Annotated in this window: 16 protein-coding genes; 8 read left to right on the plus strand and 8 right to left on the minus strand. The window is 31.1% G+C overall.

All coding sequences use genetic code 11. The features are described 5' to 3' along the window. Window positions 1–145 precede the first annotated feature (145 nt). Genes ACKF5P_RS08450 through ACKF5P_RS08460 form a run of 3 tightly spaced genes read right to left on the minus strand, consistent with a single transcriptional unit; the run spans window position 146 to window position 6,540 of the window. On the minus strand, window positions 146–3,109 hold the full coding sequence (locus ACKF5P_RS08450; protein WP_408954775.1) for a type I restriction endonuclease subunit R: 2,964 nt from the start codon (window positions 3,107–3,109) through the stop codon (window positions 146–148). A 1-nt stretch (window position 3,110) separates the two neighbouring features. After that, window positions 3,111–4,442, minus strand: a complete 1,332-nt coding sequence (locus ACKF5P_RS08455) for a restriction endonuclease subunit S (RefSeq protein ID WP_408954776.1) — start codon at window positions 4,440–4,442, stop codon at window positions 3,111–3,113. After that, window positions 4,432–6,540, minus strand: coding sequence for an N-6 DNA methylase (locus ACKF5P_RS08460; protein WP_408954777.1), 2,109 nt, complete (start codon window positions 6,538–6,540; stop codon window positions 4,432–4,434). Before ACKF5P_RS08460 ends, ACKF5P_RS08455 begins: the two co-directional genes overlap by 11 nt. Window positions 6,541–6,931: 391 nt before the next feature. Between ACKF5P_RS08460 and ACKF5P_RS08465 the strand changes: the two genes are divergently transcribed. The 8 genes from ACKF5P_RS08465 (at window position 6,932) to ACKF5P_RS08500 (ending at window position 13,764) form a co-directional block, all read left to right on the plus strand. Further along, window positions 6,932–7,747 (plus strand): MBL fold metallo-hydrolase, encoded by an 816-nt coding sequence (locus ACKF5P_RS08465; protein WP_408954778.1) that lies wholly within the window; start codon window positions 6,932–6,934, stop codon window positions 7,745–7,747. 11 nt (window positions 7,748–7,758) lie between these two features. Continuing rightward, the gene (locus ACKF5P_RS08470; protein WP_408954779.1) at window positions 7,759–8,442 is read left to right on the plus strand and encodes a GGDEF domain-containing protein; all 684 of its coding nucleotides are present in this window, start codon (window positions 7,759–7,761) and stop codon (window positions 8,440–8,442) included. Between the two features lie 306 nt (window positions 8,443–8,748). After that, a complete protein-coding gene (locus tag ACKF5P_RS08475; protein ID WP_408954780.1) occupies window positions 8,749–9,042 on the plus strand; it encodes a type II toxin-antitoxin system Phd/YefM family antitoxin in 294 nt (97 codons plus the stop codon). A 340-nt stretch (window positions 9,043–9,382) separates the two neighbouring features. Next, complete coding sequence (locus ACKF5P_RS08480; RefSeq protein WP_408954781.1) at window positions 9,383–9,841, plus strand: hypothetical protein; 459 nt, start codon at window positions 9,383–9,385, stop codon at window positions 9,839–9,841. A gap of 325 nt (window positions 9,842–10,166) precedes the next feature. After that, window positions 10,167–10,379: a hypothetical protein gene (locus tag ACKF5P_RS08485; RefSeq protein ID WP_408954782.1), complete on the plus strand. Its 213-nt coding sequence runs from the start codon at window positions 10,167–10,169 to the stop codon at window positions 10,377–10,379. A gap of 364 nt (window positions 10,380–10,743) precedes the next feature. Next, window positions 10,744–11,565, plus strand: a complete 822-nt coding sequence (locus ACKF5P_RS08490) for a hypothetical protein (protein WP_408954783.1) — start codon at window positions 10,744–10,746, stop codon at window positions 11,563–11,565. A 331-nt stretch (window positions 11,566–11,896) separates the two neighbouring features. Then, on the plus strand, window positions 11,897–12,139 hold the full coding sequence (locus ACKF5P_RS08495; RefSeq protein ID WP_408954784.1) for a DUF6868 family protein: 243 nt from the start codon (window positions 11,897–11,899) through the stop codon (window positions 12,137–12,139). Between the two features lie 194 nt (window positions 12,140–12,333). Continuing rightward, window positions 12,334–13,764, plus strand: a complete 1,431-nt coding sequence (locus ACKF5P_RS08500; protein WP_408954785.1) for a recombinase family protein — start codon at window positions 12,334–12,336, stop codon at window positions 13,762–13,764. 21 nt (window positions 13,765–13,785) lie between these two features. Here ACKF5P_RS08500 and ACKF5P_RS08505 read toward each other — a convergent pair whose 3' ends face one another. From ACKF5P_RS08505 to ACKF5P_RS08525, 5 genes are all read right to left on the minus strand, one after another. Next, window positions 13,786–14,022 (minus strand): hypothetical protein, encoded by a 237-nt coding sequence (locus ACKF5P_RS08505; protein ID WP_408954786.1) that lies wholly within the window; start codon window positions 14,020–14,022, stop codon window positions 13,786–13,788. Between the two features lie 86 nt (window positions 14,023–14,108). Beyond that, a complete protein-coding gene (locus ACKF5P_RS08510) occupies window positions 14,109–14,306 on the minus strand; it encodes a DUF4911 domain-containing protein (RefSeq protein ID WP_408954787.1) in 198 nt (65 codons plus the stop codon). 28 nt (window positions 14,307–14,334) lie between these two features. Continuing rightward, window positions 14,335–14,961 (minus strand): uridine kinase, encoded by a 627-nt coding sequence (gene udk / locus ACKF5P_RS08515; protein ID WP_408956645.1) that lies wholly within the window; start codon window positions 14,959–14,961, stop codon window positions 14,335–14,337. After that, window positions 14,961–16,187 carry a peptidase U32 family protein gene (locus ACKF5P_RS08520; protein ID WP_408954788.1) on the minus strand — a complete coding sequence of 409 codons (1,227 nt, stop codon included), beginning with the start codon at window positions 16,185–16,187 and terminating at the stop codon, window positions 14,961–14,963. The genes udk and ACKF5P_RS08520 overlap by 1 nt, the downstream gene beginning before the upstream one ends. Beyond that, window positions 16,188–16,835 (minus strand): O-methyltransferase, encoded by a 648-nt coding sequence (locus tag ACKF5P_RS08525; RefSeq protein ID WP_408954789.1) that lies wholly within the window; start codon window positions 16,833–16,835, stop codon window positions 16,188–16,190. It lies immediately after the preceding gene. Window positions 16,836–16,888 lie beyond the last annotated feature (53 nt).

Here is a 16,888-nt window from a genome sequence, read left to right on the forward strand (position 1 = left end):
CATGGGCTTAGCGACATATGAGCCTTAGTAATAAGGCAGAGATGACTTATATCAGAGTGTTTTGTTTTAACAAATGAGATGGGTTTTATCGAAAGTAAGCTCAGACGTCGCGAAGCCCAGGGACGGCCATCATACCAATCCCCTTCTAAGCTTCTGCACTCTCATTCAATGAATTATAAATATCTACTAATAACAAATCCATCAACTTATTTCTAAACTCTTCATCTTTTAAGACTCTACCATAAAACTCTTGATTTTTAGAATAAGAATCGACTACCACATCATCAAACTCATCTTCATAAACTAAAGCAAAATCTTCTAAAGTATTAACTTGAGCTTTTGTCTTTAAGTTCTCACTATCTTTTAAAATACTTGTTATATGACTTATAGGTATTTTAATAGACTCATCAAATTCAGAACCAAATCTATCGTTTAACCTTTCAATAATCACACTCAAAAATTCCTTTTCCTCATTTTGAGAGCCACCACCAGAAACAGTCATTCCTACATCATAACTTCCCGCCCCTTCAAGAGCAATATCCCCTTTATACTTTTCTTCTAACTTATAATACTCCAAGACTACCTTATCTGATATATCCACCGATCCAGTCTGTTCTATATCTATCTTCTTAGCTAAATACCTTAGATAAATATTTAGTCTATGCAATTCTTCATCCTTAATTGGAGCTATTTGTAAAATTAACATATAAAGATTAACAAACTTCTTTACCTTACTTCTAAACTCAATCTTTTCCTCTCTAGATAATTCATTTATCCGTTCAACTGAGTTATCTAAAAGATTATTCATTCTTTGGGCATCATTATTTTTAGAACTATCTTTATAATATAATTCCACATACTCATCTATATCTTGTTGATTAATTAACATAGTATTCATTATCTCATCTTGAAGAGTATAAATCTCATTAGGATCTATATCGCTTTTTAGAGTTGTTGCTTCATAATAAGGCTCAAATGATTTCTTTATATCCTCTGGCTCATTGACAAAATCTAATACAAAAGTATCCTCTTTACCACTACAAGTCCTATTTAATCTAGATAAGGTCTGAACAGCAGTTAATCCATTCAGCTTCTTATCTACAAACATAGTATGCAGCTTAGGCTGATCAAAGCCAGTCTGGAACTTATTTGCCACTATTAGCACCTGATACTCATCTTTATCAAACTCTTTACGAATTGAAGAAGATATCTCATTCATATTATTTTCTGTATAGTCTAGCCCGCCATCTTTAACCTTACCCGAAAAGGCTACTAAAGTCTTCATATCTGTATAATTATTTTCTCTAATATAATTATCAAAGGCCAACTTATATCTGACAGCGTGCAATCTAGATGAAGTTACTAACATTGCTTTAGCTTCTCCACCAATCTTACGCCGAGTTACATTTCTATAATGTTCAATCATTATTTCAGTCTTTTGAGAGATATTATGAGGATGAAGACTAACATATTTAGCTATCTCTTTTGTTCCTTGAGTCTTCTTTATCTCTGGATCATCTTTAACCTTCTTATTGACCTTATAATACATTTTATAAGTCATATAATTCTCTAAAACATCAAGGATAAATCCTTCTTCGATTGCCTGTTTCATACTATATAGATGGAAGGCTTGAGGTTTTCCTTCCTGATTAGGAGTTCCAAATAACTTTAAGGTGCTCCCCTTTGGTGTAGCTGTAAAGGCAAAAATACTGATACTATCTACATTTTGAATTTTAGCTAACTCTTCATTTATCTTATCCTCTGCATCTTTAGTATTTTCTTCTGCCTTTTTATCTAATTCAGCCGCTTCCTCTAAGGATAAACTCTCTTTTAGGGCCAACATATTCTTACCCGTTGAACCAGAGTGAGCTTCATCTATTACGATAGCATAGTTTTTATCTTCCGTTCCTGCCACTTTATCTAAAATATAAGGAAACTTTTGAATAGTACTGATAATTATTTTAGTCCCTTTATTTAATTCATCCGCTAGTTGAGTAGAGTCTTTTTCTATCTTCGCTACCATACCTATTTTATGATCTATTTGATAGATAGAATTTTGCAGTTGTTTATCCAAGATAAGCCGATCAGTAATTACTATCACACCATCAAAGATGACTTGATTACTTTTATCATGCAAGCTTGATAGTCTATGGGCCAACCACGTAATAGAATAGGTCTTACCCGATCCTGCACTATGTTGAATTAAATATCTATCCCCTGCCCCCTTCTTCTTAACATCTCTTAACAACTTTCTAACTGCATCCAGTTGGTGATAACGAGGAAAGATTAAAATTTCTTCCTTTTTAAGATTACCAGCTTCATCTGTCTTCTCTTCTACATCAACAAAGACAAACTTCTGTAATATCTCTAATAAACTATCTTTTTGCAGTAACTCTTCCCAGATATAATGAGTTCTAAGCTTCCCTTCTACTGGTGGATTACCAGCCCCACCCTTATGCCCTTTGTTAAATGGCAAGAAGAAAGTATTAGCACCACTCAATCTAGTAGTCATATAGGCTTCTTCTGTATCCAATGCAAAAGAGACTATTGTTCTCTGCTTAAACTTAAATAGCTTCTCATTAGGCTTTCTAGTCGTCCTAAGCTGTTTGATAGCATTCTTATAAGTTTGTCCTGTTAATGGATTTTTAAGCTCAAAAGCAATAATAGGTAAACCATTTAAGAAGATTACTAAGTCTATTCGCTTAGCATCTTTATAATTCAGCTCTTCTATAACCGAAAAGATATTTTGTTGGTATAATTCATTTAGCTTTTGATTAAAGGATGTAGGTGGCTTGAAGTAAGCAAGGTCTAATTTAACTCCAAAGTCTTTAATCCCATGCTTAATCACATCTATCATACTTCTTCTGGCTAACTCTTGATTTAAACGAAGGATTATCTTTTGTTTATAGTTAGCTCCATGTATTTCTTTAAGTTTGGCCATCTTCTCTTCTTGGGTACTTTCTAAGAAGTTAAAGAACATCTCTTTATCTAAAGCGTGATGTTTATCATAGTTATAATTAGAGCTGACAAGATAGCCATTTTCTTCAATTAGATAATCCTTAATTACTGATTGAAACTTCTCCTCTTTTAAGATATCTGGAGTTATCACTTTACTCCCCTCCTTCATAATCTCTTAAGTCAATCTTACCTGTTACTGCTTCATAGATTAATGATTTCTTGTAGGTTTTATATTTCTCGATTGACTCTTTTGTTTTTTGGATTAGGTTGTTGATTTGAGTTGTTTTTTGGTCTAGGTAATCAATTATTTTATTTTGAATTTGAAAACTTGGCTTTACAATTGAAATATTTATTAACTTTTCTTTTGTTAAATGTGCAATACTAACTTGATTAACTATTGAATCAAAATATTTTTTCTCACCTAAAAACATAAAATAATAGAGATAATATTTAGAAATCTCATTTTTAAAAAAACTAATCTTATGTACAGAATTTTGAATAAAACATTCTTCTATTTCTTCATTCCATATAGCTGACCTGCCTACTTCTCCCCCTTCACAAACAAGCATATCATTTTTACTTAATTGGTATTTTTTCATTTCTGCTTTAGAAAACCACATTTTTTCAATTTCAGATAAATCTAATTTATTCCAAAGAATATTCTTAGCTTTCAAATAAGGTTTGTAAAAATAATTTGGCTTTTTATTATTTTGAAGCATTTTACCTAATTCAATATGAGCAATATATTTTAATTTAGCTTTCTTAAAATACTCTGGTATCTCGCCAATCCACTCAACTCCACTATCTTTCATTTTTATTTCATCGACTAATTCTCCAGCTTGATTCAAATATTTATCGCCAATTTTTGCTTTAGTAACTGCTTCTGTAATCACAGACTTCTTATACTCTTCTAGCTTGTCGACTAAAGCTTCTTTCTGCTTGATTATTCCACCAATTTCAGCAGTCTTTTTATCAAGAAAGGAGGCTATTTTTTGTTGTTCTTTGAAAGGTGGTAATGTTAATTTAATATTATTTAAAATTTTAGAATCTACATGAGGAATTCCCATTCCTATAGTATTATCTTTAATGTATCTCTCAAGATATTTTAATAAAAAATACCCATAATCTTTATTAATAATTGTAGTTAAACACTCTATTTTTGCCATAGTTGAAGAAATAATGCCACAAGGACTTTTTAATATTTCTCCAGAATTTGACCCATCCCATAAAATTAATATTTCATTTTCATTTGCTTTTACTAAACCTATAGTATTATTTACATAAGAGACATTTTCAATATCTTTATCTCTAAGATAATCCATGCTTAAATATGGTATTCCTTGCTCTGGATTAGTTTTATTTGGTTTTTTGCCTTTTTGATGACTAAAAAGATACTTAAACCTTTTTAAATTCCAATTTACAGGAATTTTATTTAAATATTCAATCCCACTATCTTTATACTCATCATATCGCTTATGCTCCACCACTATCACCTAACTCTAAAACCTGCTTCATTAACCCTTGAATTTCACTCTCTATCTCTTCTATCTCCTCTTTAATCTTAGCAGAAGACTCTAACTCTTCAAATTCATAGAAATACCTTGTAAAAGGAATTTCATAACCTACCCGAGTATAAGAATAATCTACCCACGCTTCTGGGACATGAGGTTTAACCTCTCTTTCAAAATAAGCTGTAATATTCTCCTTTTCACCTTCCACAAAATCAGAAGTATCCTCTTTATACTCCTCTACCTTCTGTGATAAATCTATTCTCTCATAATCTCTTAAATCAGTATCGTGTTGCTTCTTGCCACCTTTCATACAATAGTTTGCACTCTCATCTCTCTTACTTAATCCATTATAGACAGCCTTAAACAAAGAACGCTTTAAATCTAAATCTCCTAATATCTCTTTTAAAACCTTCTTAAACTCTTTTCTATTTTTATATAGTTTATCACTAGTATTCTCTCTTAATCTAGCCAAGATCTTCTCCTGTAACTCTCTTCCCTGTTTAAGCTTGTCTAACTTCTTCTCTTGCTTAGTACTAAACTCTGGTGCTTCTGACAATTTAGCTAGCTTTTGATACTTCTCTTCATCAAATAACTTATTAAAAGTATTCTCAGAGTAGATATTCTCAATTCTATCTTCAGTAATCTTAAAGTTAAGTTTAAGAGGTCTTTCAACCCTTACCTTAAGATAGCCAAACTCTTCTTTATCAAATATCTTACAGTATTCATTCTCTTTAAAATCACCATAAATTCTAGTAATCTCATCTATCTGCTCATCAGTTATCTTATGCCTCTTCTCTCCTAAAGATTTTCTCATATTCTCATAAAACTCAGTTGCATCAACTAACTGAATCTTATCTTTTCTAACTGCTCCAGTCTCTAAATTATCATTCTTCCGATTAGATAAAATCCAAATATAAGTAGCTATCCCTGTATTATAAAATAGGTTTTCAGGCAAAGCTACAATCCCCTCTAGCAAATCATTTTCAATAATCCATCTTCTGATCTCACTCTCTCCACTTCCTGCATCACCTGTGAAAAGTGGCGATCCATTAAATACTATGGCAATTCTACTGCCCTTCTCATCATCTTTCATCTTAGAAATCAAGTGTTGTAAAAAGAGTAATGAACCATCAGAGGTTCTTGGAGTTCCTGCTCCAAAGCGACCATCAAAGCCTAACTCTTTATGCTCATTTTTAATCTCTTTACTGTATTTTCTCCAACTAACACCAAAGGGAGGATTCATGATCCCATATCTAACCTTTAACCCTTGGTGTCCATCTTCTGTAAATGAATTTCCTAAAACTATATTACCTGCATTCTGACCTTTGATTAAAATATCAGATTTACAAATAGCATAGGATTGAGGGTTTATCTCTTGCCCAAAGACCTCTACCTGTGCATTAGGATTCATCTCTGTTATGTATTTAGTCATCTCTGATAACATACCACCAGTTCCACAAGCAAAATCTCCTACCGTGGTAATATTACCTTCATTAGTTAACTCATCTTCTTCACCCGTTAATAATAGATTAACCATTAATCTAATAACCTCTCGTGGAGTATAATGATCCCCAGCATCAGCATTTTCAGAAAATCTTCTAATTAACTCTTCAAAAATATAGCCCATCTCTTGATTAGCTACTACATCTGGGTGCAAATCTATCTTATTAAACTCTTTAATTACTAGATATAACAGATTATTCTTATCTAATTTACTTATCTCCTTATCAAAATCAAAGTTCTCTATAATCTCTCTGATATTAGGAGTAAAGCCTCTAATATAAGCTCTTAAATTTTCAGCTATATTATCAGGATCATCTAATAACTTATCAAAATCATAAACGCTAGTATTATTAAAATTATAGCCTGTGATTTTATTAAGTATCTTATCAATATCTACTTCCTCAGCCTTCTCTAATACCTCTTCTTTACTATCTTCTAACAAACAATCAAATCTTCTCAATACAGCCATAGGTAATATTACATCACCATAGCGTTCCTGCTTATACGGCCCTCGAAGTAAATTTGCTATATTCCATATAAAATTAATCTTTTCACCAAAGTTTGTCATTGACTACCCCTCCATTAATTATACTTATCATTACAAATATTTCTATATCTCAGCAAGATTATCCTTCATTTCTTAAAAGATCATAAAAATAAGCTCCAGTAAGAGATTACAAAGAAAAAAAATGACAAATAATAAATTATTTTTGAAAATAAAAGGGAATAAAATGTCTTTATAGAAAAATAAACTAAATCAGTTAACTATTTAGTGCACTCTTCTCTTGGCCCTCTTATTCTTCTTTAAGGGGACGTTTTAGAGAAGTTATTTGTGATATTAACTTGTTATAATTCTAAAAATCAAACTATATATAAGATATTCACAAAATCAATTTCAATAATATAGAGTTAGACGAAATCACTAATGTGAACGGGATCTTAAAAAGGAGGAGTTTATAATGGTTGTCAAAGAAAATGTAGGATTAAATTATGAAGAACCTATAGAAATTGCTGAAGGAGTATATTGGGTAGGATTTTTAGATAAAGATTATTCTTTACATTGCAATCCATATTTAATAGTAGAAGGAAGTGAAGCTATTTTAATTGATGGTGGTAGTAGAACGGATTTTAGTTCAGTTATGATGAAAATATTACAAACTGGCATTCAACCTTCAGATATTAAAAATTTAATTTATCAACATTATGATCCAGATTTATGTGGTAGTATTCCTGATTTTGAAGAAATTATTGATAATAATAATTTAAGTATTATCTCACATAGAGAAAATAATATTTTTATTAAGTATTATGGTGGCTCATTAAGAAGGAGATGTATAGAGGGGTTAGATTTTGAATGGGAATTTTCTAGTGGCAGAAAACTTAAATTTATTCGAACTCCTTATGCTCATTCGCCAGGTAGCTTTGTTACTTTTGATGAAAAAACTGGAGTCTTATTTAGCAGTGATTTATTTGGGAGTTATGCAAAACAATGGGATTTGTTTTTAGAGCTAGATTCAAAATGTTACGACTGTTATTCGTATAAGGATTGTTCTGTTAATAAAAATGAATGCCCTATTTTGGGGATTATAGACTTTCATATTAATATTATGACGTCTAAAAAGGCATTAACTTATGCCTTGAATCGGATAAAAGAACTACCTGTTCAGCTTGTGGCTCCCCAGCATGGAAGTGTTATCGCAGATACTAAGAGTATTAATTCGGTTATATGCAAATTAGAAGAGATAGACAATATAGGTATTGATAATATTTTCTAGGAGGTGATTTTATGAATAGTAATAAATTTTATGAAATTTTGAATCAAGAAAATAATGAATTTACTAATAATCCAGAACTTATAAAAATGTTAATTGAATATAAAGGTAAAGAAGGCCATGAAAAAATTCAAAAGAAACTATTTAAAGAATTGATTAATAGATATGTAGAGTTGACTAAAAAATTGGATCAAAAGATAGAGCAGATAACTACATTAGCAGAAACTGACCAACTAACTAAAATATATAACAGGGTAAAATTTATGGAAGAACTAGAAAAGGAAATTAATAGAGTGGAGATATATAAAAATAAATTATCATTAATTATGTTTGATATAGATCATTTTAAACGGGTAAATGATAATTATGGTCATGATATTGGTGATAAAGTATTAATTAAAATAACAAATATTGTTACGGAATCAATTAGGGGAACAGATATTTTTGCTCGTTGGGGTGGGGAAGAGTTTATGATTTTAAATCCTAATACAAGTTTAAGTTGCTCAATAAAATTGGCTGAAAAAATAAGAAAAAATATAGAACAGAATAAAATAAAAAAAGTTGGTCAAATCACTTGTAGTTTTGGTGTTACAAAGTTCAAAGGAAAAGATGATTTTGATAGTTTTACTAAACGAGTAGATAATGCATTATATCAAGCTAAAGAAAATGGAAGAAATCGAGTTATTAGTATTAATTAGAAGAAAATTTATTATATTACGGATGAATGACTTCGTATAACATAGCATTAGCGACATCAGTTGCTGAGAATAAAGCGATTATGAGATGACTTATATAATAAATTACAGTTTGAAAAATAAGTTGGATAGTATTAACTGACGTCGCGAGATGCTAAGGACGTTAGGCGAAAGAGCTGACTAATTTTCTAAATTATCAAAGATGATTGATATTATGTATAATTAAATGTATAATACTATTAAGAACAATATATAATATATTATGAACCAAACTTGAAAGAGAGAATATAATATATTGGAGGTGAGAAAATGGCTACTTTGAATGTAGAACGTGAAAATATGGTTTCATCTACAGATATTGTACGTAATTTTAGTAAGATGTTAGATAAATCTAAAGAAACTCCAGTATTTATTATGAGAAACAATGATATTGAAGGAATAATTATGGATATAGAGGAGTATGAGATGTTATTAGAAAAAATAGAATATCTAGAAAATCAATTAGAAGATGCTTATATTATGAAAGAGCTTAAAGAGAGAAAAGAAAGATTTGATATAAAAGATGCAGTAAAAGAAGATGAAGTTATGGATTTGCTAGATTGATTATTTAGGAGGCTTAAAATATGGAAATAGTTTTTCATCCAGATGTTAAAGGTGATATAAAAGATTTAGATAGTAATATTAAAAATAGATTTAAAAGAATACTTAAAATTAAGATAAGTGTTTAATAAAAATATTGAACTTCAGATAACATGAGGTTATCTGAAAGCTCTGATTAGGATGTGATTATTTTTTTGTTGATAATTTAGTGTAGGGATTGACAAAGCTAAGGAGGTTGCAAGTTTATTTAGAGAAAATCATTTGAAGTTCAATTAGGAACAGAATAGAATGATTAAATGTTATTCAAATTATAAGCTTTTGAGAAAATAAAGAAGGTGTTAGTATGGAAAGGGTTGATTTATTTATAGTTTTTTGGTTAATATATGATTTACTAAAAGTAACAAAAAATTATCATAAATTAAGAAAATATGGAGCTAAAAAGATAGAAAGTTTTAATTGTAAATCAGATATGGTATTTTTTGTTATATTTACTTTCTTGAATATAGCACTCTTTTTTCCATTTGCTGAGATAATTAATTTTATTTTATTTCAATTATTATTACTATTTGAATTTATTATAAAAGTTAGGAAGATAGATATCTATCAAAATGGGGTTTTTTATCAATCTAAATTTACAAAGTGGGATGAAATGGGCTCTATTAGAGAGTTGGAGAAGGGTAGAATACAAATTGAAATTAATAATAGTTTCTTTGGTGTTCTTAATATTGATAAAGTTGAAAGAAGAGAAGAATTTTTAAGGTTATTATATAGCAAAACTGAATTAAAAGCCAAGACACATTGAGATCACTATCTCCCCTAACTTAAGAGTTCACACCTATGATTAGTATTTTAATGTTAGTCTAATCTGAATAACGGATAAAAGCGATGTAAAGTTCAGGGGTGGAAGAGATAACTCAATTTGTGAAACTGGATAGATTATTCTAAATTTCTAATTGAATTTAATTTTTTAGCTTAGGATTATCAAAACACCTCCTACCTCTTTGATATTTGAGAGGGTGCTGAGTTGAATGGGATGGGTTTTAACAGTCAGAGCCATCAGATAACACGGCGTTAACTCCCAATAAGCCGGGCCAACTCTGCTATAAAACTAAAGGAGGTGATCTCAGATGAGTTCAGACTTTTCCATGAGTGAATTTTTAAAGAAAGATATTGATTCTTTAGAAAAGGAAGAAGCATTTAAAGAGTTAAAAGACTTACAAGATCAATTAAAGAACAGATATAAGTATCTTGTTGGCTACTGGAGTAATGCTGAAAGAGCCAAAAGCACTAGAACTGGTCAATTTGTAAAAAATCAAGAGGTTATTGACTATCTTAGCTAAGGTTTTTGAAGGGCCAACGTAATATTACGTTGGCCTTTTAAAATTTAGAAAAAGTTAATCCCTTTTACCAAAGTTTTGATAGTTCAATATTCAAGAGTAAATTGAAAAATAAGAAATTATCTTCAGAGATTAAAGGGGATAAAATTTCTTTATAGAAAAATAAACTAAACGAGTTGACTCCTTTTTAAAATCTAGTGTATGGCTCTCTTATTCTTCTGTAATGGGACATTTTAGAGAAGTTATCTATTTACAATTAAGATATCAACTTGTGATAATTCTAAAAATCAAACTAGATATATTAATATTGTTAGGCGAAATCCCGCTAAATAAATCTAAGATAATATTAACTCTTAGGAGGATTAAAATGGGTTTAGGAGAAGCTTTAAAACCATTTATAGATAATCCAGATGAATACTTATTTTTATATGTATTTATTAGTGTTATTGTTTGGTTATATATTAATATTAACAATAGAATCCAAAAAATAGAATTAAGAAAAGATGATCATAATAATATAATATTATCTAAATACAGTGAATTACTCTTTATTTTGAAGTCATTAGAAAATAATTCATTGGAAGATATCCCTTTAGAAGTTAAAGATAATATTAATAAGATTATTAGTGATGTGATTCCATATACTACAAAAAAATTTACACAATATTTAATAGATTGGAGAGAAAAAAACAGAAAAGAAGTTATAGATGAGCTAGAAGAGAAAATAAGAATTTTAAAATTAAATCAAAAAGTTTATAGGCTTAATAACGATTTGGATTTATTTTCACTGATTAGAGAGGTTTTATTTATATCAGGTTTTAAAAGCTTTTTAAAGTCTCTTTTATTAATTATTATAATAAGTATAGGACTTCTAATATTTATTGCTACAATGTTGAAAGTCAAAGAAGCAGGAATTATTAAAGCTTTTTTATTGTCAAGTAGGCCTCTATTTCATTTTTTTGGGCTATTAGTAGTTTTAAAAATATTTAACTCATATATAGTTACAAAAAAATTGAAATTAAAAAATAGAAATTGGACAAAATTATTTGGATTAGTTATATTAATTTCAATAGGGTCAACAGTTTTATTTGAAATAATTGGTAGTGGATGGGTATATGTAGGAGGATTGATTACTTATTGCATTTTTTCAATTTACATATCTGATTTTACTGCAAAAAATAAACCATAAATTTTAAACCATAATATATAATGAAGTTGATAAAGACAAGTGTTATATATTGTGCAGAAAACAATCAAACTTTCAGTTTACCCCTTCCTTTTTTCTCAGTGTAACCATGTCTAAATTTGTAAAGTATTTAGAAAGACAATAAAATCATAGCTGAACTCTAATATGGGCTAGCAACATATGAGTCTTAGCAGGAAGCAGAGATGACTTATATTAGATTTTATTGTTTTAAGGTAACCACAGCCAAGTGTATAAAATAATTTTACTAATATTAAGCTAAATATAACCCTTTACATTAGATAACCAAACTTATAAAAAAGAAAGGAGGAATATTATGGATCTCGAACTGTTAAGAACATTTTTTATGTGGTGTACAATCTTGAATGTAGGACTACTAACCCTATCATTTCCATTCTTAATACTTGGCACTGATTTTGTATATAAAATTCATAGCAAATGGTTTTCTATGCCACGAGAAACATTCAATATGGTTATCTACTCTCTTATTGGTATCTATAAAATTTTTATTTTTATCTTCAATCTAGTCCCATGGATAACCCTTACTATTATCAAATAAAACGAACGACTACCACTAACTGAGTTGGGACCTATCCTACTAGTCCCACCTCTCACTACAACTATAAAAACAACCCCTCCAATAAATAAATTTTATCTCCTACAATACTTCTAAATCTATAAACCAAATTTTAATTTTAACTTTATTTAAACTTAATTCTGATATACAATAATATTAATGAAAGGAGCGATCTTATGAAAAAAGCTGTCCTTTACGCTCGTGTCAGCACAACTAAACAATCAGAGCAAGGAGTCAGTATAGAAGCTCAGCTAAATCAGCTTAAGGACTATGCAGCTGCCAATGGCTATCAAGTTGTCGAAGAGTATATCGATCGAGGAGAATCAGCCAAAACTTCTGACCGCCCCGCTTTCCAGGAGATGATATCTGATATTAAATCTGATCCTGATACTTATAATGCCGTACTTATACATAAAACGGATCGATTCGCTCGTAACCGAGAAGATTCTATCGTCTACAAGTCATTACTTAGAAGAGATTGTAATGTCGATGTAATAAGTATCAAAGAAGACTTTGGTGATGGAGCAGTCGGCAAGATGGTCGAGGGAATCATGGAAGTTGTAGCAGAGTTTTATAGTGACAACCTAGCCAAAGAAGTTGAAAAAGGCCAATACCACATAGCTAAGCAAGGTAAAGCCGTAGGCAAAGCCCCACTAGGTTATAAGATTGGCGAAGATGGTAAATATAAAATAGATCAAGAAAAATCTAAAATAGTCAAGCGGATATTCAAAAAATACATTAATGGACAAGGCACCGCTTCTATTGCCTTAGATTTTAATAAGCACACTCATAAATTCAAAGATGAAAGAAACTGGTCTGATATGGCAATAGGAACTATCTTAAAAAATGAAGTATATACAGGAGTATTTACCTGGCAAGATGTAAGAATCGAAAATAACCACCCTGCTATTATCTCCAGAGATGATTTTAAGCTAGTCCAGGAGTTATTACAAAAAAGAAAGAAAAAAAGAAGTTCCAAAAAATATGATGCTTACCTACTCCAAGGAGTAGCCCGTTGTTATGAATGTGGTGGAAAGATGCATAGAAACTTTTCTAGTCAAAAGTTAGCCAGTGGTAAGAAAAAGAGGTATGTCTATCTTAGATGTACTACTTACTCAAAAGATAGAACCTGCTATGTCAACCACCACAGAATGAAAGATATTGAAGAGGCGGTTGTACAAGCGATAGACAAAGTATCTAAAGGACTTATTCCATTAAACGATATAGAAGTAGCAAAGACAAAACAAACCGATATTTCGGCAAAATACGAAGGAATAAAAGAAAGCTTAGAGAATATAGAGAACCGCTTTGATAAACAGATGGAAGCATTTGAAGCTGGTGTAATTAATTTGGATCAACTAAAGAAATACCAGAAGCGACTTAAACAAGAGAAAGAAGAATTACAGAACCAAGCTAAAGAATTGGAAGGTAGATTAGATAATGAAATAGATAAGGACTTATTCATTAAGAAAATCAAAGATGCTAAAGATACACTAGTTAATGATAATGTAAGCATCCAACAAAAGAAAAACACCCTCCACTCTATCGTAAAAGAGATCAAGATTAGTAAAAAACAAGAACTAATTGAGATAATCTATAAATTTTAAACGGCATACAAATTTCTTTTGTCATAATACCAACTTTGTATTTTCAAACTTTTTTACAATATGAGCTACTAACCTCATATTATGTTCTACCAAAATATTCTTAGCCTCTAAGTCCCCATTCTTCAATTTTTCTAAGTATAATTTCTCTTTTTCTTTATCTAAAGGTTGAGGAAAGATAGTCCCATTAGAGATATAAGAGACTAACAACATAATCCCATCCATTAAATTAGAACCTAAGTGAATAAAAAAAGAAGGCACCACTGGCCAATCACCTCCTAAATTGAAACCACTCTCTATTTATATATATATGAGGTAATTGAACCTATTGTGCCTGTCCTGATTATTTATTTCTCTTCAACTATCTCCATAAAAACTTTATTCTGTAAATCATTCAATATTTTTAAAAGATCATCTTTTGTTCCTTCAGTAAACTCCAGTCTCAACCTTCCAATCTCTCCTTCTGTTCCTACCACAGTAACCATTGCTAAACCTTCATAAGCCTTCAATATCTTATCCACAAAAGACAATTCCTTTTTAACCACTTTTACCTCCATAGTTTGGGTATCCACTTTAATCTATCCCCTCAATAATCGATTTTATCTTGGTCACCAAAATATCAACTGCTACTTTATTATATCCACCTTCAGGAATGATAATATCAGCATACTTCTTTGTTGGCTCTATAAATTGCTGATGCATTGGACGAACAACCTCCAAATATTGATTGATTACTGACTCCATATCTCTTCCTCTTTCTTTAATATCCCTAACCAGTCTCCTTATAAACCTAACATCATTATCAGTATCTACATAAACTTTTATATCCAGCATATCTCTAAGCTTCTTATTTTCCAAAACTAAAATCCCTTCTAAAATAATTACTTTACAAGGATCAATAGTTATAATCTCATCTAATCGAGTATGCTTTTTAAAGCTATAAACCGGCTTTTCAATAGACTTACGGGCCAACAACTTCTGTAAATGCTCAACCAACAATTCAGTATCAAAAGCAAAAGGATGATCATAATTTGTCTTCACCCTCTCCTCTAAACTGAGATGGCTCTGATCCTTATAATAAGCATCCTGTTCGATCATTGCTACGTTCTCATAATCCAACTGTTCAATTATTGTTTCTGCTACTGTTGTCTTGCCTGAACCTGTTCCTCCAGTAATTCCAATTAAGACTGGTTGCACAATTATTCTCCTTCCCGCTCTCGCCTGACCAAATCATATTTCTTAACAGCTTGACTTACCTTAACTGTAATCAATTGATGTGGATGAGGGGCCGCTTCAATCTCTTTACCATCTTCATTCTTAATCTGATCTAACACTTCAACAAAAGTATCTGTCTTAGGGCCAAAGATCTCCACTTCATCTCCTTGAAAGAATTTATTTCTGACCTCAATTACCGCTTCTTGTGTCTGAGGAAGATAATCGCGAACAATCCCCATAAAATCATAATCCCTAGAGTAACCAGAAGATGTATAATTTTGCTCCTTTCCACTAGGCTTATCAAAATAAAAACCAGTAGTATAATGACGATGGCTGATCTTCTTTAATTCTGCCAACCACTTAGAATTGAATTGATAATTTTCTGGATCAGTTTTATACTCATCTAATGCTCGCCGATATACATTGGTAACTGTAGCTACATAATGTAAACTCTTCATCCTCCCCTCAATCTTTAAACTATCTACTCCAGTAGCAATCAGTTCAGCTAGATGCTCAATCATACATAAATCCTTAGAATTAAAAATATATGTTCCCTGCTCATCCTCATAAATAGGATAATATTGACCAGGGCGTTCTTCCTCCATTAAAGTATACTTCCAACGACAAGAATGAGCACATTCTCCTCGGTTAGCATCACGATCGATCATATAATTACTCAACAGACACCGCCCCGAATAAGAGATACACATCGCTCCATGCATGAATATCTCTAAAGAAATATTAGCTCTCTGATTAATCTTTTTAATCTCTTCTAAAGAGAGTTCCCGGGCCAAAATAACCCTATCCGCCCCCTGCCCTTTCCAAAACTTAACGCTTGCCCAATTAGTATTGTTAGCTTGCGTACTAATATGTACTTCTAAACTAGGAGCTACCTCCTTAACAATTGAAAAAACTCCCGGATCTGCTACAATAACTGCATCTATCCCTAAGCCTTGTAACTCTTTAATATATTCAGGCAAACCGATTAGATCATCATTATGAGGGATAATATTTACCGTAACATAAACCTTTACCCCTGACTGATGAGCAAACTCAATCCCTTCTTGCAATTGCTCGATAGAAAAATTCCCTGCCTTCTTACGCAACCCATAATCTTCTCCCCCTACATAAACAGCATCTGCTCCATACAAGACTGCCATCTTTAACTTTTCTAAATTGCCTGCTGGGGCCAATAACTCTGGTATTTCCACTTATATTTCCTCCCTCTTGGCGCTAATTGCTACTCCATCTCCTAGTGGGATTATCGATGAAGTTAATTGTTTATGATTCATGATTCGCTCTACATATTCCCTTAATCTTTTAACTAATGTACTATATCGTGGATGATAAAAGCGATCATCAGCAATCATCCCTTTAAATAAAACATCATCTGCTATAATCAAACCTCCATCTGTAACTAAATCAAGGCTTTCCTCTAAAAAATTAAGATACTGCCCTTTAGCTGCATCAATAAATATCAAATCAAACTTCCCGCTTAATTGAGGCATAATCTCTAATGCATCTCCAATCATCAGTTCAATATTGTCACAACCAAGCCGTTTAAAATTTTGCTCTGCTTGCTGAGCATCAGTTTCTTTTAACTCAATCGTTACAATCTCTTCTCCCCTAAACTCTTTAGCCAGCCATAAAGTAGAATATCCAGTAGCAGTCCCCAACTCTAAAATCCTTCGTGGCGCATTAATCTTAACTAACAAACTTAATAGATTTCCAACTTCTGGCTCAATGATTGGAATATTTCTAGCTTTAGCCTTTTGTTCAATCTCTTTTAACTTTTCTGGTATTGCTGGTTGTTCCTCCCGTAAATAATCAATAATCCATTCCTGTAATATATTACTCATTGATAACCACCCTTATTAAATTATCAAACTTTTATTATTATTCCCATTAACAG

Origin of the sequence: Natroniella sp. ANB-PHB2, from assembly GCF_046097105.1 — a bacterium.
Taxonomy (GTDB): Bacteria; Bacillota; Halanaerobiia; order Halobacteroidales; family Halobacteroidaceae; genus Natroniella.

Coding starts and splice junctions, on each gene's coding strand:
- ACKF5P_RS08460 (WP_408954777.1), bottom strand. CDS start 6,540: ATGACAAACTTTGGTGAAAAGATTAATTTTATATGGAATATAGCAAAT.
- ACKF5P_RS08465 (WP_408954778.1), top strand. CDS start 6,932: ATGGTTGTCAAAGAAAATGTAGGATTAAATTATGAAGAACCTATAGAA.
- ACKF5P_RS08470 (WP_408954779.1), top strand. CDS start 7,759: ATGAATAGTAATAAATTTTATGAAATTTTGAATCAAGAAAATAATGAA.
- ACKF5P_RS08475 (WP_408954780.1), top strand. CDS start 8,749: ATGGCTACTTTGAATGTAGAACGTGAAAATATGGTTTCATCTACAGAT.
- ACKF5P_RS08480 (WP_408954781.1), top strand. CDS start 9,383: ATGGAAAGGGTTGATTTATTTATAGTTTTTTGGTTAATATATGATTTA.
- ACKF5P_RS08485 (WP_408954782.1), top strand. CDS start 10,167: ATGAGTTCAGACTTTTCCATGAGTGAATTTTTAAAGAAAGATATTGAT.
- ACKF5P_RS08490 (WP_408954783.1), top strand. CDS start 10,744: ATGGGTTTAGGAGAAGCTTTAAAACCATTTATAGATAATCCAGATGAA.
- ACKF5P_RS08495 (WP_408954784.1), top strand. CDS start 11,897: ATGGATCTCGAACTGTTAAGAACATTTTTTATGTGGTGTACAATCTTG.
- ACKF5P_RS08500 (WP_408954785.1), top strand. CDS start 12,334: ATGAAAAAAGCTGTCCTTTACGCTCGTGTCAGCACAACTAAACAATCA.
- ACKF5P_RS08525 (WP_408954789.1), bottom strand. CDS start 16,835: ATGAGTAATATATTACAGGAATGGATTATTGATTATTTACGGGAGGAA.